This window comes from Rothia sp. HMSC065C12 (genome assembly GCF_001812085.1).
GTDB classification, from domain to species: Bacteria; Actinomycetota; Actinomycetes; order Actinomycetales; family Micrococcaceae; genus Rothia; species Rothia mucilaginosa.
Map to the genome: position 1 here is coordinate 156,052 of NZ_KV807678.1, position 22,707 is coordinate 178,758.

General features: G+C 61.0%; 15 protein-coding genes. 11 read left to right on the forward strand and 4 right to left on the reverse strand.

The window, feature by feature from the left end:
- Window positions 1-264: 264 nt before the first annotated feature.
- On the reverse strand, window positions 265-1,107 hold the full coding sequence (locus HMPREF2836_RS04920) for a transposase (RefSeq protein ID WP_070629640.1): 843 nt from the start codon (window positions 1,105-1,107) through the stop codon (window positions 265-267).
- A 2-nt stretch (window positions 1,108-1,109) separates the two neighbouring features.
- Window positions 1,110-3,527, reverse strand: a complete 2,418-nt coding sequence (locus HMPREF2836_RS04925) for a nitric-oxide reductase large subunit (protein ID WP_005506188.1) — start codon at window positions 3,525-3,527, stop codon at window positions 1,110-1,112.
- A gap of 631 nt (window positions 3,528-4,158) precedes the next feature.
- Here HMPREF2836_RS04925 and HMPREF2836_RS04930 point away from each other — a divergent pair.
- The 8 genes from HMPREF2836_RS04930 to HMPREF2836_RS04965 all read left to right on the forward strand — a co-directional run bounded on the left by HMPREF2836_RS04930 (window position 4,159) and on the right by HMPREF2836_RS04965 (window position 14,665).
- Window positions 4,159-4,839, forward strand: coding sequence for a lysophospholipid acyltransferase family protein (locus HMPREF2836_RS04930; RefSeq protein ID WP_070629642.1), 681 nt, complete (start codon window positions 4,159-4,161; stop codon window positions 4,837-4,839).
- A 192-nt stretch (window positions 4,840-5,031) separates the two neighbouring features.
- Window positions 5,032-6,972 carry an excinuclease ABC subunit UvrC gene (uvrC, locus tag HMPREF2836_RS04935; protein WP_070629644.1) on the forward strand — a complete coding sequence of 647 codons (1,941 nt, stop codon included), beginning with the start codon at window positions 5,032-5,034 and terminating at the stop codon, window positions 6,970-6,972.
- Window positions 6,973-7,147: 175 nt separating this feature from the next.
- A complete protein-coding gene (gene metK, locus HMPREF2836_RS04940; RefSeq protein ID WP_070629645.1) occupies window positions 7,148-8,362 on the forward strand; it encodes a methionine adenosyltransferase in 1,215 nt (404 codons plus the stop codon).
- Window positions 8,363-8,395: 33 nt separating this feature from the next.
- Window positions 8,396-10,807, forward strand: a complete 2,412-nt coding sequence (locus tag HMPREF2836_RS04945) for a primosomal protein N' family DNA-binding protein (RefSeq protein ID WP_070629647.1) — start codon at window positions 8,396-8,398, stop codon at window positions 10,805-10,807.
- 110 nt (window positions 10,808-10,917) lie between these two features.
- Window positions 10,918-11,784, forward strand: coding sequence for a hypothetical protein (locus HMPREF2836_RS04950; RefSeq protein ID WP_070629649.1), 867 nt, complete (start codon window positions 10,918-10,920; stop codon window positions 11,782-11,784).
- Window positions 11,765-13,567 carry an aconitase gene (locus HMPREF2836_RS04955; RefSeq protein WP_246822830.1) on the forward strand — a complete coding sequence of 601 codons (1,803 nt, stop codon included), beginning with the start codon at window positions 11,765-11,767 and terminating at the stop codon, window positions 13,565-13,567. Before HMPREF2836_RS04950 ends, HMPREF2836_RS04955 begins: the two co-directional genes overlap by 20 nt.
- A 231-nt stretch (window positions 13,568-13,798) precedes the next feature.
- Window positions 13,799-14,050 carry a hypothetical protein gene (locus HMPREF2836_RS04960; RefSeq protein WP_044143859.1) on the forward strand — a complete coding sequence of 84 codons (252 nt, stop codon included), beginning with the start codon at window positions 13,799-13,801 and terminating at the stop codon, window positions 14,048-14,050.
- A gap of 363 nt (window positions 14,051-14,413) precedes the next feature.
- Window positions 14,414-14,665: a hypothetical protein gene (locus HMPREF2836_RS04965; protein ID WP_005509134.1), complete on the forward strand. Its 252-nt coding sequence runs from the start codon at window positions 14,414-14,416 to the stop codon at window positions 14,663-14,665.
- A 243-nt stretch (window positions 14,666-14,908) separates the two neighbouring features.
- Here the strand turns inward: HMPREF2836_RS04965 and HMPREF2836_RS04970 are convergent, their stop codons facing one another.
- Both HMPREF2836_RS04970 and HMPREF2836_RS04975 read right to left on the reverse strand, forming a co-directional pair.
- On the reverse strand, window positions 14,909-16,036 hold the full coding sequence (locus HMPREF2836_RS04970) for a glycosyltransferase family 4 protein (protein WP_049337671.1): 1,128 nt from the start codon (window positions 16,034-16,036) through the stop codon (window positions 14,909-14,911).
- 9 nt (window positions 16,037-16,045) lie between these two features.
- Window positions 16,046-17,101 (reverse strand): alpha/beta fold hydrolase, encoded by a 1,056-nt coding sequence (locus HMPREF2836_RS04975; protein ID WP_070616319.1) that lies wholly within the window; start codon window positions 17,099-17,101, stop codon window positions 16,046-16,048.
- Between the two features lie 246 nt (window positions 17,102-17,347).
- On the opposite strand from HMPREF2836_RS04975, the gene leuS reads away from it, so the two are divergent.
- From leuS to gap, 3 genes are all read left to right on the forward strand, one after another.
- Window positions 17,348-19,843 carry a leucine--tRNA ligase gene (gene leuS / locus HMPREF2836_RS04980; protein ID WP_070629652.1) on the forward strand — a complete coding sequence of 832 codons (2,496 nt, stop codon included), beginning with the start codon at window positions 17,348-17,350 and terminating at the stop codon, window positions 19,841-19,843.
- Between the two features lie 195 nt (window positions 19,844-20,038).
- Window positions 20,039-21,097 (forward strand): DegV family protein, encoded by a 1,059-nt coding sequence (locus HMPREF2836_RS04985; RefSeq protein WP_070616321.1) that lies wholly within the window; start codon window positions 20,039-20,041, stop codon window positions 21,095-21,097.
- Between the two features lie 566 nt (window positions 21,098-21,663).
- Window positions 21,664-22,668 (forward strand): type I glyceraldehyde-3-phosphate dehydrogenase, encoded by a 1,005-nt coding sequence (gap, locus tag HMPREF2836_RS04990; protein WP_005506148.1) that lies wholly within the window; start codon window positions 21,664-21,666, stop codon window positions 22,666-22,668.
- Window positions 22,669-22,707 lie beyond the last annotated feature (39 nt).

Below are 22,707 nucleotides of genomic sequence, written 5' to 3' on the forward strand. Positions count from 1 at the left end.
GGAGGACGGTATGTGTGCCCACCTGCCCGCGCCTCGTACGGTGCAGGTAGTAGGGGGTGCCCGGTAACCGGGCTGCGTGTGGGGGAGTTTTGGGAGGGGAATTTTCCGTCCCGGCGTACATCGCGGCGGTCGGTGCTTTAGCGGCACCCCGCATGGAAAACTCAAAAGAGGAATAAAAGAGAATTCCATGCAGGGTGGCCGCCGAAGCTAACAGACGGAACCAATCGACCGGTCAGCCGCCGGAACGGAAAAACTTGTGCAGCGCTACTTCTTCGCCATCTGCTCTGCCAGCTTTTCAGCAGCCTCAACCTCAGCCAGGTTCTGCTCCTGCAGGACCTCGTTCGTGGTCTTGTGCAGTCGCTTAACCGAGGTGCCGGTGCCGCTCCATGCGGGGCGGTCCGGGTCGAGGGCAGAGGTACGAACCGGCAGGGTTGCCTCCGCAATCATCTGCTTGCGGGTCTGCTCGGTACGGCGCTTACGCTCATTCGACACGCCACCCCACTTCGCCGCGAAACGGTCCATCTTCACGTTCACCGATTCATCAGCGGTGGATGCGTGAATATGCTTCGGATCGTTCTCGAAGTTCGCGGGGGAACGCATGAGCTTCACAGCCAGCGGGTAGGTCAGCGACAGGCAGACCACCGCGGCGGCACCCTCCACCAGAAGCTCCAGCGGGGAGTGCCAGACGATGGCGGCACCAATCAGGATGACCACACCCAGCAGCGACACGGCAACCGCGAGCCCGCGGTGGAAACGACCCGACTCGGAGTAGGGCCATTCATCCACTTCGCGGGTGAGCTCGCGGCCGTTCGCCGAGACGGTGCAGCTGTCCTTAATCGGGCAGGTGTTGCACACGCTGGGCTTGGCGCGGTAACGCATCACTCGGTTGTCCGAGTCGAATGCGGTCGCCCACAGCCACTGGTCTTCGGGGCAGAGCCACGCGTCGCTCTCTTCGTGGTAGGTGAACCCGAAGGTTCGCGCCGCCACCATGCGCTGGCTGGTGCGCTTGGCGAGAATATCGAAGCCCCAACCCACGGCGACCAGGCCGAGCGCGTACACGCAGGCCAGCCACACGAGGAAAGAAACTCCAGCAATCTGCTCAGGCATGGTTAGCCTCGACGATCGCTACGGTAGGGGCTGGTCTGCTCGGGCAGCTCCTCGGCAGCCTTAGCGCCGGCGAACTCTGCGATGCGAGCGTCCTCAACCACCTCGTACAGCGGCGGTTCGGGCAGCTCCAGGACGGTTTCCTTAGCGTTCTTGGAGAAGATCTCCTTGATACCCAGCAGCGCCAGCTTAATCAGCGGGATAATGCCGACCAGGAAGATCACGTCACCGGGCATACGCATCCAACCCATCACAGCGGAAGCACCGTCGTGAATGAACGCGAAGGAACGAGCCTCGTAGTACCCTTCACCCACGGACTTGTACAGCTGAGCAATACCCAGCGGCAGCAGCGAGATGAAGGACATCCACAGCAGACCAATGTTCAGGGTCCAGAAGGAGAACTTCAGACCCTTCTCAGGCCACTTGTCCTCAGGGATCAGGTAGCGCAGACCAAACACCGCGAACGCGATTGCGAGCATACCGTACACACCCATCATGGATGCGTGTGCGTGGTTTGCGGTCAGCGCGGTACCAATCTCGAAGTAGGACACGATCGGCAGGTTAATCAGGAAGCCGAACACACCTGCGCCGAGGAAGTTCCAGAAGCCCACAGCAATCAGGAACATGACAGCCCAACGGTGCGGGAAAGGCTTGGTGCGGTTGGAGTACTGGCGAGCACCCAGCTGCATGAAGCCCCACGCCTCAACGGTCAGGAAGGTCAGCGGGATAACCTCAGCAGCCGAGAAGAACGCACCGAATGCCATCTGCTCGGAGGGGGTACCGACGAAGTAGGTGTGGTGCAGAGTACCGATCACACCACCGACGGAGTAGAGCACGGCGTCCATCATGATGATGGAGATTGCGATGCGCTCGCGGACCACGCCGAGCAGCACGAAGATGTACGCCACCATGACGGTGGTGAACAGTTCGAGGAAGTCCTCCACCCAGAGGTGAACCACCCAGAATCGCCAGAATTCGGCGACGGTCACGTGAGTACGCTGACCTGCGAGCAGGCCGACCGCGTAGAACATGGGGATGGCGAGGCCGGAGAAGAGGAACAGCCACGGCAGGGAGGTCTTCTTCGAGCCCTTCAGGCGAGCGGAGAGGGTACGCCAGACGATGACGATCCAGATGAACATACCCGCGGTGAGCAGGATCTGGAAGAATCGCGGCAGGTCCAGGAACTCCCACTGCTGCGAGAAGAAGCCGGTGAATTCCTTGGGGATGAGGCCCTTCTGAGAGAACCATTCGTTCAGCAGCGAGCCGAGGACCACGAAGACCACGGCGCCGATGAGAACATAGGTGAGCAGACCCTGCTTCTTGGGTTCGCGGCGGGTAATCAGCGGGGCGATGAAGATACCGCCCGCCAGGAACGCGCCTGCGGTCCAGAAGAGGGAGAGCTGAAGGTGCCAGGTTCGGGATACCGTGTAGGGCAGCAACTGGCCCATGTCGATACCGAAGAATCCGGTGAGTTCTTCACGGTAGTGCTCGGTGAGCGCACCCACCAGAGCCTGCAGGAGGAACAGCACCAGGATGGTTGCGAAGAGCAGGCAGGCTGCCTTCTGCGAGGGGGTCAGGCGAACTTCGTCGGGCTGACGGAAGTCGAGGACGGGTGCCTCTTCCGCGTGCCAGCCGATAGCGCGGGACCAGCGGCCGTAGATGGCGAACATCAGACCGGTACCACCGATGAGGGCAATCAGGGAGAGTGCCGACCAGACCATCAGATCCGCGGTGGGCTTGTTGTCCACGTTGGGTTCGGAGGGCCAGTTGTTGGTGTAGGAGTAGGGCTGGTCGGGGCGGTCTGCCGCCGATGCCCATGCGGTCCAGCCGAAGAAAGCGACGATGTCGTGCAGTTCTTCGTCGTTCTTAATGGCGTTGGGGAACAGGCCCTGCGAGGTGTCACCCTTCATGAGGGTTTCACGGTAGTGCTTGAGCATGAGCTGGTAGCCCTTGGTCTCACCAGCGGACCAGGTGATGGTCTTAGTCTGCTCGTCGTACTTGTTCTCCTTGCGCCACTCGTTCTTGACGAGTTCGCGGGGGTCCTGCTTGCCCTGTTCACGGTACTCCTTGACGGCAGCATCGGTGGTCAGGCGCAGGTATTCTGCAGTGTAGTCGGGGCCGAGGTAGGCACCGTGGCCGAGGACGGATCCGTACTGCTGCAGGCCGCGTCCCTGGAACAGTTCCTGACCGTGCAGAATCTGTTCTTGGGTTGCGATAGTTTTGCCGTCGTTGCCGACGATTTTATCGGGGAGCGGCATGGAGAGTGCGTAGGTGCGCATTGCAAGGACTGCCATGATGGTGAAGCCCAGGAGCATCACAAACGCAACAGCCTGTACCCAGCCTTTTCCGGCATAGGCACCGACCGTGTCTGAGCGGCGGGCAATCTTTGCTGCCTGCGCACGCGAGACGGGTTTTGTAGCCATAGTGTATGTCTCCAGTGTGCGTGGAATTTGTAGGTGGAGTGGTCCCGACGCACATCCGCTGGAGGGGCGGCTCACTATGTTCAGGGTGAATCGTCCTTGAGGGAGGTGCGACAGCCCACCCTGCTCTCATTTTTGCATATTAAATGCGCATTTACGAAACTTTGCTGACGTAGCGTCATAATGTGACACGGCTATTTGGCGGGGAAATCAGTAATCATAAGGCGGAAAACCTGAAATATTACGTTGAGGTTGAACCCTTAGCTTCCGCGCTACCTCCCCGCCTGTAACGGGGGAGGAGGCGCCGGGGTGGAGGCTGCGCAGACTCTCTCAACCGAGGCTTTTACTCAGGCTCCTACTCGAGCTCCTGCCGGAGTTCTCGCTGAAGTCGTTGGAGGGAGGCGCATCCCAGCATGTGGAAGGGGAGAGCGGCACCCCTCACGTGCCTACACTCGGGTGTGGAATAATAAAACCCGACGCTACTAAACACAGTACAAATTTTTTGCGGCACAGGTTACCGCAGTACAGATTTTGTGCTCTTTGGCGGCGTATATTCAGAAGGGGTCACTCACCCCGCATCCACGGCGGACCGCCGCCACAGCCCGCAATCTATCGGCACCTCAGGAGAGTTCACGTGCTTCTCTACAAATCCACCCAGAAAGCAATCACCGGAATCCTGCGCACCGTCTTCCGCGCCCGCGTGACCGGACTCGAAAACTTCCCCGCCAACGGCCCGGTGATTGTCGCCTCCAACCACCTGTCCTTCCTGGACTCCATCATTATTTCTGCCATGATGCCGCGCCGCGTGGCGTTCCTCGCCAAGGCTGAGTACGTGAACACCCCCGGCCCGCGCGGCAAGATGATGAAGGCATTCTTCGAAGCCGTAGACATCATTCCTGTGAACCGCTCCGACCGTTCCGAATCGCTCAAGGCGCTCGACATTGCCCTGGAGAAGCTACAGGAGGGTAAGGTCTTCGGCATTTACCCCGAGGGCACCCGCTCCCGCGACGGCTACCTGTACCGCGGCAAGATTGGTGTGGCGTGGCTGGCGCACATGACCGGCGCCCCCGTGGTTCCGGTTGGTCTGATTGGTACCGACCGCCTGCAGAAGCCCGGCTCGAACATGATTTACCCGCGCCGCTTCACGATTCGTGTGGGCAAGCCGCTCTACTTTGAGAAGACCGGCGAGAAGATGACCGGCAAGCAGCGCCGCGTCACCACCGACACGATCATGAATGAGATTGCTCAGCTGTCCGGTCAGGCGCGAAAGCACGAGTACAACGTTTCGCCCTCAGCCGCACGTGACGCAGGCTAGGGCACGCCCCGCCTATACCGCGTAGACTTAAACCGCGCATTCACGCACCGACCCCCGCGCATTGGGGAGATGGGTGTAGGATGCGCGGTTTGTCGTATGCGCGAGCCTGAGATGACCCCGGCAGCCCAGCAGCGGCCCACACCGACCCCGGCACCCCAGCAGAAAGCCCAGTAGAGCGAGGAGAAAGTACCCATGGCAGAGCCTTCCAGCTACCGCCCCGCCCCCGGCGAAATCCCCACCGACCCGGGCGTTTACCGTTTCCGCGATGCTGACGGCCGCGTCATCTACGTGGGTAAGGCGAAGAACCTGCGCAACCGCCTCAACAGCTATTTTGCGTCCCCGCAGACGCTGAGCCCGAAGACCTACGCGATGGTGCATACGGCGGCGAGCGTGGAGTGGACTGTGGTGGCGAGCGAGATGGAGTCGCTACAGCTCGAATACACCTGGATTAAGGAGTTTTCGCCGCGCTTCAATATTGCGTTCCGCGACGATAAGTCGTACCCGTACCTGGCGATTACCGTCAATGACGTGTACCCGCGCGCCATGGTGACCCGCGGCGAGCGCCGTAAGGGCGTGCGCTATTTTGGCCCGTATTCGCAGGCGTGGGCGATTCGTGAAACCCTGGATGCGCTGCTGCGCGTGTTCCCGGTGCGCACCTGCACGAACGGCGTGTTTAACCGCGCGAAGAATAGTGGCCGCCCGTGCCTGCTCGGTTATATCGATAAGTGCGCGGCGCCGTGCGTGGGCAAGATTAGCGCCGAGGAGCACCGCGAGTTGGCGCGCGGGCTGACCCGGTTTATGGGTGGTGGCGCTGAGAAGCATATCGCCCAGTTGACCGCGGAAATGAAAGCAGCCGCAGCTGATATGGACTTTGAGCGTGCCGCGATTCTTCGTGACGATATTGCCGCGCTGACTAAGGCGTTTGAGCGTAACGCCGTGGTGCTCGGCGCGACCGTGGATGCCGACCTGTTCGCCTACGCTGAGGACGACCTGGAGGCATCCGTTCAGGTGTTCTTCGTGCGCGGCGGCAGGATCCGCGGCCAGCGCGGCTGGATCGTGGAGAAGGTCAACGACAGCACCGATGCGCAGCTCATTGAGCAGCTGATCGCGCAGGTGTACAGCGATATTGCGGCGAGCCTCGCCTCCCAGAAGGATGCCGAGAAGAGCCTGAACAGCTACGATATTCCGCGTTCTGTGCTCGTGCCGGTGGAGCCCGAGAATAAGGAGCAGCTGGCGTCCTGGCTGGCGGAGGTGCGCGGCGGGCCCGTGGAAATTAGCGTCCCGCAGCGCGGCGACAAGGCAGAGCTTATGAAGACGGTCGCCGAGAATGCGCGCCAGTCGCTGACCCTGCACAAGAGCCGCCGCGCCGGTGATTTGACCACCCGTAGCGCTTCCCTCGTGGAGCTGCAGGAGGCGCTGGAGCTACCGGACCCGCTGCTGCGCATCGAGTGCTACGACATTTCGCATGTGCAGGGCACGAACGTGGTTGCGTCCATGGTCGTCTTTGAGGACGGCATGCCCGCGAAGAACGCCTACCGCACCTACAGCATTACCGGCGACGCCGCGCGTGACGATACCGCCAGCATGTACGACGTCATTACGCGCCGCTTCAAGAGGCACCTGGCGCAGCAGGCGGAACGCGAAGCCGCGCCCGTGCACTCCGGCGAGATTGACGCCTCCACGCCCGAGCCTGCGAAGTTCGCCTACCCGCCGAACCTGGTGCTCGTGGACGGCGGCCCGCCGCAGGTGGCTGCCGCATCCGCCGCGCTGAGCGACCTGGGCATTACGGACGTGTACGTCGCCGGCATCGCTAAGCGCCTGGAGGAACTGTGGCTGCCGGACGACGACTACCCGGTCGTGCTGCCGCGCACCTCGCAGGCGCTGTACCTGGTGCAGCGCATCCGCGATGAGGCGCACCGTTTCGCTATCACCTTCCACCGTTCCAAGCGTGGTAAGGCGATGGTCGCCTCCGCCCTGGATGAGGTGCCCGGTCTGGGCGAGGTGAAGCGTTCCGCGCTGATTAAGCACTTTGGGTCGGTGGCTCAGATGAAGCAGGCGAGCGCCGAGGAGCTGACGGCGGTGCCGGGTATTGGTCCGGCGTTGGCTCAGAAGATTCTGGCGGCGCTGACCTAATCCTCTGGCTGGCGCTGGCCTAAGTGCCTGCTGGCGCTGAGTGAAGGCCCGCCCGGGGTGTGAACGCAGCACTCCGCCTCGTAATGGCGCTTAACAAACGTGTCATAATTGAAGGAAACCGTCATCATTACGAGCGCGCTATCTTCGCGCGCCCTCAACCAGTAGAGTGGAAACCGTGAGTAATAACCATCTGCGCCTATTCACCAGCGAGTCGGTGACTGAAGGCCACCCCGATAAGATTTGTGACCAGATTTCTGACGCCATCCTTGACGGCATCATCGCCCAGGACCCCGCAGCGAATGTTGCTGTGGAGACCATGGTAACCACCGGTCAGGTGCATGTTGCTGGTGAGGTGACCACCTCCAGCTACGTCGAAATCCCCTCCATCGTGCGCGAGACCATTCTGGGTATCGGCTACGATTCCTCGACCCGCGGCTTCGACGGCGAGTTCTGCGGCGTGTCCGTGTCCATTGGTGAGCAGTCCCCGGACATTAACGCCGGCGTGTACGAGTCCCTCGAGGTTCGTCAGGGTATTGCTGCTGACGAGTACGACCGCCAGGGTGCGGGAGACCAGGGCATCATGTTCGGTTACGCATCCAACGAGACGAACGTGCTGATGCCCGCCCCGATTTGGCTGGCGCACCGCCTCTCTGAGCGTCTGACCAAGGTCCGTAAGGACGGCCTGCTGACCGAGCTGCGCCCCGACGGCAAGACTCAGGTGACCCTCGGCTACGATTCGAACAACGTGCCTGTCTCCGTGGACACCGTGGTTGTTTCGAGCCAGCACACCGCAAGCTACGACCTGGCTGACCTGCGTGCAGACATTGAGAAGCACGTTATCGCACCGGTTTTGGGCAGCGTCGAGCTGGATTCCTCCAACGCCAAGTTCATTGTGAACCCCGCTGGCCGCTTCGTTCAGGGTGGTCCCGTGGGTGACGCGGGCCTGACCGGCCGCAAGATTATTGTGGACACCTACGGCGGTTCGGCTCGTCACGGTGGTGGCGCGTTCTCCGGTAAGGACCCGTCGAAGGTGGACCGTTCCGCAGCGTACGCAATGCGTTGGGTTGCGAAGAACATTGTGGGTGCCGGTCTTGCTGACCGCGCCGAGGTTCAGGTTGCGTACGCTATCGGCCAGGCAGCGCCGGTCGGTCTGTACGTTGAAACCTTCGGCACCGAGAAGGTCGACCCGATCAAGATTGAGAAGGCTGTGCGTGAGGTCTTCGACCTGCGCCCGCTGGCAATCATTAACGAACTGGATCTGCGCCGCCCGATTTACAAGAAGACCGCAGCTCACGGCCACTTCGGTCGTACCGAGCCGGAATTCACCTGGGAGCGCCTGAACCGCGTGGATGCACTGCGTTCGGCAGTGTCCTCCTCCTCCTCCTCCTAATATCTGTCAGGGTAGAGGAGCACGCTGATTCGGGTGACTCAGAGCAGTTCTGAATCGAACTCTTCAGCACCGTTGGGTGCTCAGCAGGAATCCCTGCAACAGCTTGACCTGTTGCAGGGATTTCCTGCTCTTCGTGATGCCCTGATTCCGGCTACCCCGGAGCCGGTAAACGTTGCCGCCGAGTTGGAGGCGAGCGGCGTGCCGAACCCTGTGGCGCGTGTGCGCGTGGATAGCACCCTGCCGCAGGTGGACCGCACGTTTGATTACCGCGTGCCCGCCGAGCTGAGTGAGGATGCGGTGCCCGGCGCCCGCGTGCGCGTGCTGTTCAACGGTCACGAGATGACCGGCTACATTGAGGAGCGCGCCGCCACAACCGATTGGACGCGCACTTCGCTACTGCCGCTCAAGTCGGTGCTGTCGCGTGTGCCCTCTGTTGCGCCCGAAATTTTTGCGCTTGCCGAGGCGCTTGCCGACCGTTACGCCTCCACGGTGGCGAACGTGCTGCGCCTTGCGGTGCCGCCGCGCATTGCCGCGCTGGATAAGAAGTACGCGCCTCTTCTGCCGGGTTACGAGTCGGCGTATTTGGGTGATTCTGCCCTGGTAAGCACTTCCGATGCTCCCGAGAGCGCGGATCCGGAGCATGCGGCTTCCGAGCATGTGGCTTCCGAGAGCGCGGAATCTGAGCCTGCCGCCGTCTCCGCTACCTCCAACGCTACCGACCCGTACGCGTGGCTTGCCACCCCCGGCGCGCCCGCACCCTTCGTGCTGGACCCGCCGGCGCTGAACCCGGACGCGCCGGATGCCGCCTCCGTCTTCTCCGATTACGAGAACGGCGCGGAGTTCATTGAAGATGTTGCCACCGGTGCCGCGACCCGCGCCGTGATGACGGTTCTTCCCGGCCACCTGGAGCACACGTGGGCGGATGTTTTGGCGACCGCACTCGCGGCTGCTGCTGCGAGTGGTCGCGGGGCTATTGCGGTGGTTCCGACCGCTAAGAACCTGGATCTTCTGGAGGCGGCGCTCGCCGAGCGTCTGCCGGCTGATTCGTTTGTGCGTTTGAGTTCTGATTCGACTCCGCATACTCGCTATCACGGGTTTGTGAAGGCTCGTTTGGGCCGGGTTCCGGTGGTGATTGGTACCCGCGCCGCCGCATACGCGCCGGTGGCGAACCTGGGCCTGGTGGTGTGTTGGGATGACGGCGATTCTTCGCTGGTGGAGCAGCGCGCCCCGTATTGTCATGCTCGTGATGTGTTGCTTCTGCGTGCTTCTGCTGAGAATACTGCGGCGCTGTTTGCCGGGTTCAGTATGAGTAGTGAGGCGGCGCGTCTGGTGCGTACCCGCTGGGCGTCTCATGTGCGTGCGCCGCGTGCGTTGGTGCGTGATTATTCGCCGCGTATTTTTTCGACGGGTTCGGAGTTTGAGTTGGCGCGTGACCCGTTGGCGGCGATGGCGCGTATTCCGCACTTGGCGTTTGAGCATGCTCGTCGGGCGTTGGCGCGTGGTCCTGTGTTGGTGCAGGTGGCGCGTAGCGGTTATATTCCGTCGTTTTCGTGCGAGCGTTGCCGCATGCCGGCGCGTTGTGGCGAGTGTAGTGGGCCTTTGTCGGTGGCTTCGGGTTCGTCGGTTCCGTCGTGTTCGTGGTGCGGTCATTTGGCGCAGCAGTGGCGTTGTTCTGAGTGCGGTTTTACGCATTGGCGTTATTCGGCGGCGGGTGCGACTCGTACTGCTGAGGAGCTGGGTCGTGCGTTCCCGAATGTTCCGGTGATTTCTTCGGCTGGTGACCATGTGCGCGCGTCGGTTGGTCCTGAGCCTGCGTTGGTGGTGGCGACTCCGGGTGCTGAGCCGGTGGCTTTTGGCGGCTATGCGGCGGCGCTTTTGTTGGATGCCGATAAGATGCTTCGTTTTGATTCGTTGCGTGCTCCGGAGGCGGCGTTGCGTCGCTGGCTGAATGCGGCGGCGTTGGTTCGTCCGGCGGCTCTTGAGGGTACGGTGGTGACGACTGCTTCGCCGTCGCCGGTGGAGCAGGCGCTGGTGCGTTGGGACCCTGCATGGTTTGCTCGTCAGGAGCTGGAGGAGCGCGCTCAGACGGGTCTGCCTCCGGCGGTTCGTACGGCTGCGGTGACCGGTGCGGAGGCGGATGTTCGCGCTTTCATGGAGGAGCTCTTGGGCTCTTCTGCGCTGGATGAGCGGGTGCGTGAGCAGTTGCGTATTGTGGGTCCGGTTCCTCTGGATCAGGGGTATTTTGCCTGGTCGGAGTCTCTTGAGGAGGATTCTGAGGAGGCGCCGGTTCAGGGTGATTGGCGTACCCTGATGTTCTTCTCGTACGGCATTGCTCAGCAGGTGACCCGCGAGTTGCGTGCGACGCGTGCAACGATTGCGGCGTTGAAGAAGAACGTGGGGGAGCGGCCGGTTCAGATTCGCTGTGACGGCCTGGACGTGCTGTGATTTTCTAGTCGTGCTGTAGTGTTCTAGTGAGGGGCGGTGTTTGCCCCGGGTTGGGCGTTGGCACGCGGGTTTGCGGGCGCGCTGTGCGCAGAGGCGAGGAGGTGAGAGGCATGTCGAAGGTGCCTCATCTGCTGAAGGGTAGTGCGCTGCCTGATGGTGAGCAGCGGCGGCTGGCTGAGTATGCTTCTGCGCATCCGAAGAGTGCTCTGCACCGCAAGGGACAGCACCATGATGCGGCGGTGCTGCTGCTGGTTCACGGTATCGGCTACCAGAATCACGGCGAGACGCTCGCGTATTTTGGCAAGCCGGTGGCGCATAGTGTGCAGACTCTGCTGGCGCTGAACACGGATTCTGTCGCGCTCTCCGAAGAGAACCCCGCCGCGGAGGATTCTGCGCGGGTTCGTGTTGAGGTGATTCCTGACGGCGATACCCTCCCGCTTGCCGCCGAGGTGAACCCGCTGAGCCACCACAGCGAGTTGACGTATTCGTTGACGATTGAACGCACGGAGTACCCTGCTGACCCGGTTGAGGAAAGCCCGCAGGTTGAAGAGAATTCCGTGCAGGAAGAACCCGCCGAAGCCTCCGGGCCCAAAGAATCTACAAGAATCAGTCTGCCGAAAATTGAACTTCCGAAGGTGGAGCTGCCCAAAGTGGAGTTACCCAAGGTAGAGCTACCCAAGGTAGAGCTGCCCAAGGTGGAACTTCCCAAGGTGGAGCTCCCTAAGATTGAGCTGCCGAAAATTGAGCTTCCCAAGGTAGAGCTCCCGAACATCGATTTCTCGAACATCGAGCTGCCTAATCTTGAGCTTCCGCGCCTGCCTCAGCCGAAGCCGCGCCCGGTTCGCACGGTCACTCGCCGCAGCCTCCTTTTTCAGGAGGGTTTCTGGCGGCCCAGACATTACCCGCCCGTTGAAGGAGCATTTGCCCTGGTTGGCGTCGGTTTTGCCGCTGTTTTTGATGTTTTGCTTTTACTATGAGCGCCCCGGCGCGACCTGGCGTGAGCGTGCCGGGCACCTGCTGCGTTCTACGGCGCGGTTTGTGAACGTGGCGCTGTGGCTGGTGCTGGCGGCTATGGCGCTCATGACTTTCCGTGATGCTTTTGTGGCGTCTCTGGGTACTCCGCAGGGTGCGTTTACGGGTCTGGCGGCGGTGCTCGGCCTGGGTATTGTGGGCTGGATTTTGGCTCGTCGTGCCCGTGAGCTGTGGGCGCTGGTGAAGGCTATTCCGACGCAGCTGATTCAGACGGCGACCAGCCCGGAGTCGCGCGATTTGGAGCGTATTTATGCGCGTCTGGATCGTCAGCTGGACGAGTTGAGTTCCCGTAGCGATGCGGTGGGTATTCTTGCCCATTCGCAGGGCGGCTATTTGAGCTATGAGCTTCTGCGTCGTCGTGCGGCGGCGGGTAAGAAGCCGATTCGTTTCTTCTACGGTCTGGGTAGTGGCGTGGTCCCGATTAGCATTATCGCTAGTGACCGTAACGACACTCCGGGGCACCTGGATGCTGCGGGCGGCTACCGTAACCGCGCCATGCTTCTGTGGGTGAGCGCGGTTGCGGCGTTCTGCTGGCTGGTAGAGGCGTCCCTGCTGTTTGGTCCGTACCGTTCGCTGCTGCACTATACGATGCTGGTGCCCCTGGCGTTGAGTGTGGTGCCGCTGGTTGTGAGCGTGCCGGGTACCTTCAAGGGTAGGGCGCGTATTGTCCACAAGAGTGCCCGGGAAAGCGCCTCCGCAAAAACCTCCGCAACTCCTTCCGCGAAGAGCCCGGCGGATGTGCGCCTGGTCAACCCGTACGGCACGCGCGCCTACGTGAAGTGGCTGATCCCGCTGCTCTTCGTGCACGGCGTTTTCATGCTGTACGCGGTGTTCATGCTACTGCTGGCGCAGTTGCGTGTTGAGGGCGCGGTCCCTGAGCTAACGCCCGCCTCCGTGGCGTTTTGGGGAGCGCTGATCCTGGTACTCATGATGTCGGTGCGTAGCGCCTGCCACCTGTATGTGCGCGCCTACGCGCCGATGTTGCAGGATCTTGATGTGGCTGACCGGTGCGAGATTTCCGCTCGTGGTGACAGCATTGGCAGGTCGAATATTACTCAGCCCGCTGATGTGGACGTCAGCTTTGTGACTCTGCCGGGCCCGTCGGTGAATAGTCACATGCAGTATTTTGATGCGTGCTCGCCGGTGCCGTTGATGCTTGCGCACCGCCTGGTGCCGCACATGATGCCGGAGGGTGAGCAGACGCAGAAGGCGGCGGCTTTCACCGATATTGGTGCGGAACTGAACTGCGGTTTTGCGCGCGTGAAGAAGTGGATGCGCACCATGCATTACGGGCTGTATGCGGTGCTTCTGCTGATGCTGTCGGTGCTGCTGAATGTGGCGTCGCCGGTGAGCCTGTCCGCGTTGACGGGGCTTGATACGTCGCGCCTGCATTCGGAGGGTTTTGACCGTCTGGTGGCGGATGCTCAGCAGCTGCGTGAGCAGGCGGGTTCTTCGGATCTGCTGCTGTGGATTCTGGTCGGCATTTTTGTGGTGGAGGCGCTGCTGATGATGGTGCTTTCGCCGTGGACTCAGCGGCGTTTGCAGCGTGCGTTCATGATGCGCAAGGTGGACCGCACGGGTCAGCTGAGCGAGTTCAATCCTTTGCCGATGGTGACGGCTCTTCTGGGTCTTGACGGTGAGGATGAAGACGCCGAGGATGCAGAGGAACATAACCTCGCAGGGGAGAAAAAGCCGGAGAGTAAAGCAGGGCAGAGCGCTGTAGTTTAGGGTGCTTAGGTGGTGCCGCTGGAAGGGCACCCCAGAATTTTTATGCATTCGTGTGCACCTAAGATTTGCTGGGGTTTGGGTGATTCTAATTGGCGTAGTCTCCGTATCCACGGTAATATATTCAGCACTGCGGATACTATTTCGGCGCTTGTCGAGGTGGTATTGGCAGTATCTATCACTCAACTTCGCGTACGCCTCACAACCGTGCGCACCAACGAAAGATGAATACTGGTGACTCAGACTATGATCACCCCCGCATACGAACCGGCATGCGGCGGGTCTGCTTCTGTACACAATTACGGCGTCATGCACCCGGACCCCGTGTTGCTTTCCGACATGACCAGCGCAGAACGAGGAGCTGTTTACCGCTACTTGGCGCGCTTCGCTGAGCTGGATGACGCAAAGATTTTCTACGCGTATGGTCACGCTTACGAACTGGCTCGTAAGGATGCTGAACGCGGTCTCTACGCAACTATGGCGTAGCCTGCATAATTAGCTTTGGAAATGTTGCTGCACTCTGTGTGAGTGCGGCAGCATTTCTGCTTTTCGGGCTGGCTTTCACATTGGCTTTCGGATGGGCTTTAGTTCGGTTGGGAACTCGGCGGTCCCATGCCGCTATGACGCCCCTGATTTCTTCCTGACAACCGGGGACGTGTCCACTATGGGGGCGTTCCCTGATGGTTCTTGAACATTGATTAGCTCTTGGGTAGTTTAGAGATATCACAACCACTACTGCGAAGAGACTTCCGATGATCTCCGTAGGTTCTTTTCGCGGTGTTACCTCCGGTAGCGTCTGCATTGTTGCGGTGCTGCCCTAAGAAACGCCCTAAGGAAAGGTTCTCGCCGATGAGCTTCACCAATATTGCCTATGATTACGAGCCGGAACTTGGCGATTCGGCACCGAGCCGCGACAACGGTATTACTCACCCGGACCCTGTTCTGCTGTCCTCGATGACGAAGGCTCAGCGTGGCGCGGTGTGCCGCTACCTGGCTCGTTTTGCTGAGCTGGATGACGCGAAGATTTTCTACGCGTACGGTCATGCGGATGAGCTGGCTGCGAAGGAAGCGGCTCGTACCGGTAGCTTTGCTACGGTCTAAGGATTTCTGCTTCGGTGTGATGCGGTGAGGCTGCACCTTCCGGATGCGCCCTCAGGGTGCCCGAGCTCTGCGAGGGCGGGTTCCCTGCGTCGGCGCGGAGGAAGTGTGTAGCGAACCGCCGCTGCGCATCGTTGCCGTAAGCCGTACGCACCTACCGGCGACCATGAATTGAATACGAGATTGCCGCCGCACCCTCCCGAGTTTTGGGGGAGTGCGGCGGCATTTCTTTGCCTAAAGCAGGCCCTAGAGCCCGCGCACGACCTCCAGCAGTTTGAGTGCCGAGTCGCGCCAGGAGTAGCGGCGCACATCCGACAGGCCGTCAATAATCACGCGCTCGCGAACGGCGGTGTCCTCCAGGGAGCGGATAGCCTTGACCCAGTCGGCGGCGTGTGCCTCCGGGGCACCGTCAACCGGCGCGAACACGGCGTGCGGCGCAATCTCACGGAAAATCGGGATGTCACTAATCACCGCGGGGCAACCGGCAGCCTGAGCCTCAACCACGGGCAGGCCGTAACCCTCCTCGCGGGAAGCAGTCACCAGGGCGTGCGCCTGGCGGAGCAGCTGCTGGTACTCCTCGTCGCTCACGCCGTTGTGCACCTCCACGTTCTCACCGATGAGGCGCTCGTCGGTGAGCTGCACCAGGCGCTGCGGCGGCATCTTCGACAGCAGATGCAGGCGGTAATCAGGCAGGGAACGCATCGCCAGCAGCAGGGTTTCTACGTTCTTGTACGGCATGAACGAACCCATGTACACCAGGTGCTTGACGGGCTGCTCTTCGCGGGTGGTGGCGCGTTCCAGCGCGGTCTGGCGGGAGACGACGCTACCGGGCTGCGGGGCGTTGGGCACCACGAACAGCGGCTTGGTGGTCAGCTCATGCTCACGAATCAGCGAGGCGGTCGACTCGGAAACCGTCACGACCGCGTCGCCGTGGTTGAGCAGAAAACGCTGCGGGGTGTAGGTCTTGTGGAAGAGTCGCCAGCCCACGCGCACCGGTGCGGGCAGGAACCCGGGCGGGGTCGGGTGCGAGTAGTAGATCAGGTCGTGCAGGGTGAGAATCAGCTTGAATTTGCGTCCGGTGGAGCCGATAGTCTGCATGGGGGAGAACACCACGTCCGGCGCGTACTTATTCAGCTGCAGGGCTGCGGTCGGTTCGAGCGGGCCGGTGGGCGAGCAGATCTTCACGTGCGGCAAATCCGGCAGCATCTCCAGCTGACGCTCATCGCTGATGATCATGGTCAGGTCGAGGTCGGCGGCGGCTTCGTCACCGGTGTCGATGAGGGTTTTGAGCGCGCCCAGCAGGGACGCGGTGTAGCGGCTGATGCCGTCGTGGAAGCCGATACGGGTGTATCGGGCGTCAACCATGAGTTTCATGTTGGTTCCTTACTTCTCGTTCCCTGAGTGGCCGGCGGCGAAATCGGCGATGAGTTCCGCGGCGCGGCGAGGGGTTTCGTAGTGGATGAGGTGCCCGACTTCGGGAATCATGTCCAGGCGCTCGCGGGGGCCGGCCGATGGGGCGGGCAGGTTGCGGGAGGTGAGCGTCGCGTACATGGCGCGGGCCGTTTCGGGGGTGCCCAGGTCGTCGTCTTCGGCAACGAGCATCTGCACCGGTACTCGGATGGCGGCGGCGTATTCGGCGGCGGTGTGCGTAATGGACGCTTCGTAGGCGCTGAGCACTCCGCGGCGGGAGCCGAAGGAGCCGAAGTAGGCGGCGTGCTGGCCGTTGATGAAGCGGCGCATTGCCTTGTCTTTGGTGCGCATCATGACTTCGCTGGAGGCGCGGGTAATCAGCTGCGAGCGCAGCAACGGGTAGCCAATTTTTTCGGGGAGTGCCGCGCCGGCGCGGTAGTAGAGAGATGCGAGGCGGGAGGCGACGCGCTGGCTACCTTCGAGGGCAGGCTCGCTAATCGGGTTGATGAGCGAGAGCAGTGCGAGCGAGTTCGGGTGTGCGGCGGCGAAGGCGCTGGTGACGATGGAGCCGAAGGAGTGGCCGACCAGGTGTAGCGGCAGGGGCAGTGCATCCTCGCGGGCGGGGTTAGTGTGCTTCACAAAGTCGTTTAGCCACGCCACGTACGCGTTGATGTTGTCTGCGCCCTGAGGGTCTTTGCCCTGACTGTTTTCGGGCAGGTCTGCGGAGCGGCCAAAGCCGGGCAGGTCGGGGCTGATGATGCTGACGTTCGGGATGAGCTTCAGCAGGTAGTTCGCGATGATTTCCAGGCCGTGGTGGTCGCCGCGGAAGCCGTGCACGAGTAGCACGGGGTAGGAGCCTTCGGGGAAGGTTCCGTCGTTCATGCCTTTGCCGTACTGCCAGTAGCGGGTCATGACCGCCTGCGCGCCGTCACCAATGAGGGCGTCGTGGCGGGTGCCGGGGATGAGCGGGCCGGGCACACCCTCAAGAACTGAGGTGTTGGGGGAGTCCGGGGTAACGGTGGAGGTCATGGGTACCTTTCGCGGGTTGGGTACTGGGACGGCAAAGTCCCGTTCTTAATTCTAGGGGAGAAGCCTGGAAGGGCTCTGAAACCCGCCTGCCGCATCGGTGGTTGGGCGTGTGATTGCGCAGGTGGTCGGGCGGGTGGTGCCGTCCATTTGGTAGTCGAGGCGGCCTCAACTCTGGCGCGGTGCGGGTTTCGCGTTACACTTGGAGGGTTAAGTTTTTATCAACCTGTCTTTATTTAAGGAATCGCTGTGTCTGCTCAGGTAGAGACCGAACGCAACGAAAATGCGTACGACTTCCGCGCTATGGAAGCCAAGTGGCGCCCCTACTGGGACGAAACGAAGGTTTTCCAGCCCACCGGTGACGCCCCCAAGGGCCGCAAGTATGTGCTGGATATGTTCCCGTACCCCTCCGGTGACCTTCACATGGGTCACGCGGAGGCATTCGCTATTGGTGATATGAACGCCCGCTACTTCAAGCAGTGCGGCTATGATGTTCTGCACCCGATTGGCTGGGACTCTTTCGGCCTGCCCGCTGAGAACGCAGCCATTAAGAACGACACTCACCCCAAGGAGTGGACGTACAAGAACATTGAGACTCAGGCTGAGTCCTTCAAGCGTTACGCTATTGCCGCTGACTGGAGCCGCCGCCTGCACACCTCGGACCCCGAGTACTACAAGTGGACTCAGTGGCTGTTCGAGCAGTTCTACAAGAAGGGCCTGGCGTACCGTAAGGACTCCATGGTCAACTGGTGCCCCAAGGACCAGACCGTGCTCGCGAACGAGCAGGTTGTCAACGGTGCGTGTGAGCGTTGCGGTACTACCGTGACTAAGAAGTCGCTGAACCAGTGGTACTTCAAGATCACCGACTATGCGCAGCAGCTGCTGGATGACATGGAGCAGCTGGAGGGCAAATGGCCCGACCGCGTGCTGCTCATGCAGCGTAACTGGATTGGTCGTTCTGAGGGTGCTGAGGTTCGCTTCGAGATTGAGGCGACCGAGGATCAGGCTGCTGAGTCCTTCACCGTGTTCACCACCCGCCCCGACACCCTGTACGGCGCAACCTTCATCGTGGTTGCTGCGGATGCGGCATTCGCCGAGCAGATCGTGGCACCCGAGCACAAGGCTGCCCTGGAGCAGTACCGCGAAGACATTAAGGCACTGAGCGATATTGACCGCCAGTCCTCCGACCGCGAGAAGACCGGCGTGTTCACCGGTCGCTACGCAATCAACCCGCTGACCGGCGCGAAGCTGCCCGTTTGGGCTTCTGACTACGTGCTCGCCGATTACGGTACCGGCGCGATTATGGCTGTGCCCGCGCACGACCAGCGTGACCTTGAGTTCGCCCTGAAGTTCGACCTGCCCATCGTGAAGGTCCTGGACGTTGAGGGTGCTGAGGACCCGGCTACCAGCGGTGTTGCCGCAGCTGGTGACGGCGTGCTCATCAACTCCGGTGAGCTGACCGGCCTGCCGAAGGCTGAGGCGCTCGCTAAGGCTATTGAGCTGGTTGAGGCTGCCGGCACCGGTGAGGGTAAGGTCATTTACCGTCTGCGTGACTGGCTGCTGTCCCGTCAGCGTTTCTGGGGTACCCCGATTCCGGTGATTCACTGTGAGGATTGTGGCGAGGTTCTGGTTCCTGAGGATCAGCTACCGGTGCTGCTGCCCGATAACCTGCGCGGTGAGCAGCTGGCTCCTAAGGGCCAGTCGCCTCTTGCTGCAGCCGATGACTGGGCTATCGTGCCTTGCCCGAAGTGTGGCAAGCAGGCTCGTCGCGACTCGGACACCATGGACACCTTTGTGGATTCCTCCTGGTACTTCCTGCGTTACGTTTCCCCGAACTACGACAAGGCTCCTTTCGACCCGCAGGCTATGAGCGAGTGGGGTGCCGTCGACATGTACGTGGGCGGTGTGGAGCACGCTATTCTGCACCTGCTGTACGCACGCTTCTTCACCAAGGTTGTTCGCGACCTGGGCCTGATTAAGCACGATGAGCCGTTCAAGGCGCTCATGAACCAGGGTCAGGTGCTCAACGGCGGCAAGGCAATGTCCAAGTCGCTGGGTAACGGCGTGAACCTGGGCGAGCAGCTCGACAAGTTCGGTGTGGACGCTATCCGCACCACCATGATTTTCGCGTCCCCGCCCGAGGATGACGTGGATTGGGCGGATGTTTCCCCGGCTGGTTCGCAGAAGTTCCTGGCTCGCGCGTGGCGTGTGGCTCAGGACATCACCAGCGAACCCGGCGTGGACGCAACCACCGGTGACCTGGAGCTGCAGAAGCTGATTGCTCGAACCGTGCACGAGGTTCAGGGCCTGCTGGATAACGGCAAGTTCAACGTGGTTGTTGCTAAGACCATGGAGCTTGTGAACGCTACCCGTAAGGCTATTGACTCCGGTGCTGGCGCGGCTGATCCGGCTGTCCGTAAGGCTGCTGAGACTATCGCGATTCTGCTGTCTCTGTACGCACCCTACACCGCTGAGGACATGTGGCACGCTCTCGGCCACGACACCCCGGTTCTGACCGCGGGCTTCCCCGAGGTTGACCCGGCTCTGCTGGTGGATGACACCGTCACCGCTATCGTGCAGATTAAGGGCAAGGTCAAGGCTCGCCTGGAGGTTGCGAAGGATATTTCCGAGCAGGAGCTTCAGGAGCTGGCTCTGGCGGATGCCGCTGTTCAGCGTTCGATTGGTGACGCCGAGATCCGCAAGGTGATTGTGCGTGCGCCTAAGCTCGTGAACATCGTGATCTAAGCTTTTTAGATAAAGAAGTTTCTTAGATAAAGTACAAGCCCCGCTGTGGCTTCGGTTCGTTCAACGGAACGAACCCGGAGGCGCGGCGGGGCTTTGCTGTACTGCGGTAGTGATGAGTGCCATAATGTTCAGGGAACGCTAGGAGAGGGTTCGTCATCGAATCACGCACTGACGAACCGGAAGAAGGGCCGGAATATGGAGCGAGAGAACAACGCAGAGAACCGCATTGCCGTGGTGACCGATAGCGCCGCCGCCCTCGACCCCGAGCTCGTGCAGCGCCTGAGCGCTCGCGGCAATTTTATGCTGGTTCCGATGCCGGTGACTATTCGCACGCCCGGTGCGCCGGACCGTCAGTTGCAGGATTTGACCGCCGCCGAGGTAGACGAGGCTATTATGCTCGCGCACGTGATGGGTCAGACCGTGAGCACTTCCGGGCCCGCGCCGGGTGTGTTCGCTGATGTGTATGACGAGCTGGCGTCGCGCGGTTTTACGCACGTAATCTCTGTGCACCTGTCCGGTGAGCTTTCGGGCACGGTGGAGGCGGCACGCACCGGCGCCCGCCTGAGCCGCCTGGGTTCCGAGGGCGTGAGCGTGGTGGATAGCCGCACGGTCGCCGGCGCCTACGGTCACGCGGTGGTGCGCGCCCTGGAGGTGCTGAACTCTGCATCCTCTGATTCTGTTCCGAGCCATGACGACCCGAGCTCTGACTATCCGACTGCGGTGCAGCTGGTGGACTACATTCAGTCCGTCTGCGAGCAGTCTACGCTCTACTTCTATATCCCGACCCTGGATGCTCTGCGCCGCGGCGGTCGTGTTTCTCCGGCGTTGGCGATGGTGGGTCAGATGTTCCAGATCAAGCCGATTGGCACGATTACCGAGGGCAAGCTGGCGTATGTGGAGCGTCCCCGCACGGCGGCGCGCGCCCTGGAGCGCCTGGTGGAGGTGACGGTGCAGGCCTGCCGCGAGCATCGGCATGCGGCGGCGCTCAGCTCTGCTTCCGTGGGCTCTACTGCCGCCGACCCCGCTAACTCTTCTCTTAGTGCAACCCCGCGCGGTGAGGTGGTTGCGGTGCATCATGTGGGTAATGCGGCGCAGGCGGTGCAGCTGTATGAGCAGGTTCAGCAGATGCTGGGGGAGAGCTCCCTGGGTCATGATTCTGTCACTTCTTCGGCGCCGGAGTTTTTGGTGAGCGCGCTGCCGCCGGTACTGTCTGCTCATTCGGGCCTGGGCGCTGTGGCGCTGGTCGTTTATTAGGATCGTGTACTAGCCACCTATCCGGTGTGCTCAAAGTTCGTCCCGTGTAACATGTCCCCGCGCCTCGGGCGACACGAAACACGACACGAAAACTGTGTGCCGGGGGTGTTTTTACCCCGTTTTGGGCTGTGGTGTGTCTTACGTTGGGGTCGTCTGTTTTCGCGTGAGAATTTGCACTGCCCGTGAGTTCACGGGGCCTCTTTGAAAGCCATTCGCAAGTGAAAGGGTATTTTTTACCCTCACATTTTGCCTTGATATGGCGCGGTTTTCGACAAATGTGCGTTTCATGTGTGTTTATGTTGCCGTGACCGTATCGCAACATTTTCTAAGCATGAACACAACGCAAACCAACAGAAAACAACGGGTTTTTGCCGGTTTTTATGGCACAACTCACAAAAATTTCTCGATAGAACACACCAAAACACACACAAACTAGGGTAGGATTATTACCAACAACGGCGGAACGCACCGGGCAACATAGAGCACGGACGAATCCGACTAAACCAGAGCCCACAAGGCATCGGATTTGTACACCGCCACCAACGCACTGACAAGGAGATACTCCAGTGACTGTACGCGTAGCAATCAACGGCTTCGGCCGCATCGGCCGCACCTTCTTCCGCGCAGCTCAGACCGAGGGCGTCGGCTTCGAGATCGTCGCAATCAACGACCTCACCGATGTTGAGACCCTGGCACACCTGCTCAAGTACGACTCCATCATGGGTCGCTTCAACGCAGAGGTTGAGGTCAAGGAAGGCGCGCTGGTTGTTGACGGCAAGGAAATCAAGATCCTCGCTGAGCGTGACCCCCAGAACCTCCCCTGGAAGGACCTGGGCGTTGACGTAGTCCTCGAGTCCACCGGTTTCTTCACCGAAGGCAGCAAGGCAAAGGCACACATCGAGGCTGGCGCTAAGAAGGTTATCCTCTCCGCTCCCGGTAAGAACATCGACGGCACCTTCGTCATGGGCGTGAACGACGACCAGTACGACGCAGCTAACCACCACATCGTCTCCAACGCATCCTGCACCACCAACTGCCTCGCTCCGATGGCTAAGGTCCTGAACGACGCATTCGGCATCAAGCAGGGTCTGATGACCACCATCCACGCATACACCGCTGACCAGCGTCTGCAGGATGCTCCCCACCGCGACCTGCGCCGTGCACGTGCAGCAGCTGTGAACATGGTCCCCACCTCCACCGGTGCAGCAGCAGCTGTTGGCCTGGTTCTGCCTGAGCTGAAGGGTAAGCTGGACGGCTTCGCAGTTCGCGTTCCCACCATCACCGGCTCCATCACCGACCTGACCTTCACCGCTGAGCGCGAGGTCACCGTTGAGGAAGTCAACGCAGCAGTCAAGGCAGCAGCTGAGGGCCCCATGAAGGGCATCATCAAGTACAACGAGGATCCCATCGTGTCCAAGGACATCGAGGGTGAGCCCATCTCCACCGTCTTCGACGCACCGCTGACCAAGGTCATCGGCGACCAGGTGAAGGTTATCGCTTGGTACGACAACGAGTACGGCTACGTTGCACGCCTCGTGATGTTCACCAACAAGGTTGTGGCATCCCTCTAAGCCCCAATAGGCTTACGACGCTCACCGAGTGTAAGCGTC

Excerpts from the sequence above, each read along its gene's own strand:
- HMPREF2836_RS04920 (WP_070629640.1), bottom strand. The coding sequence starts at position 1,107 with ATGCCTGAGCAGATTGCTGGAGTTTCTTTCCTCGTGTGGCTGGCCTGC.
- HMPREF2836_RS04925 (WP_005506188.1), bottom strand. The coding sequence starts at position 3,527 with ATGGCTACAAAACCCGTCTCGCGTGCGCAGGCAGCAAAGATTGCCCGC.
- uvrC (WP_070629644.1), top strand. The coding sequence starts at position 5,032 with ATGGCAGAGCCTTCCAGCTACCGCCCCGCCCCCGGCGAAATCCCCACC.
- HMPREF2836_RS04950 (WP_070629649.1), top strand. The coding sequence starts at position 10,918 with ATGTCGAAGGTGCCTCATCTGCTGAAGGGTAGTGCGCTGCCTGATGGT.
- HMPREF2836_RS04955 (WP_246822830.1), top strand. The coding sequence starts at position 11,765 with ATGTTTTGCTTTTACTATGAGCGCCCCGGCGCGACCTGGCGTGAGCGT.
- HMPREF2836_RS04965 (WP_005509134.1), top strand. The coding sequence starts at position 14,414 with ATGAGCTTCACCAATATTGCCTATGATTACGAGCCGGAACTTGGCGAT.
- HMPREF2836_RS04970 (WP_049337671.1), bottom strand. The coding sequence starts at position 16,036 with ATGAAACTCATGGTTGACGCCCGATACACCCGTATCGGCTTCCACGAC.
- HMPREF2836_RS04975 (WP_070616319.1), bottom strand. The coding sequence starts at position 17,101 with ATGACCTCCACCGTTACCCCGGACTCCCCCAACACCTCAGTTCTTGAG.
- HMPREF2836_RS04985 (WP_070616321.1), top strand. The coding sequence starts at position 20,039 with ATGGAGCGAGAGAACAACGCAGAGAACCGCATTGCCGTGGTGACCGAT.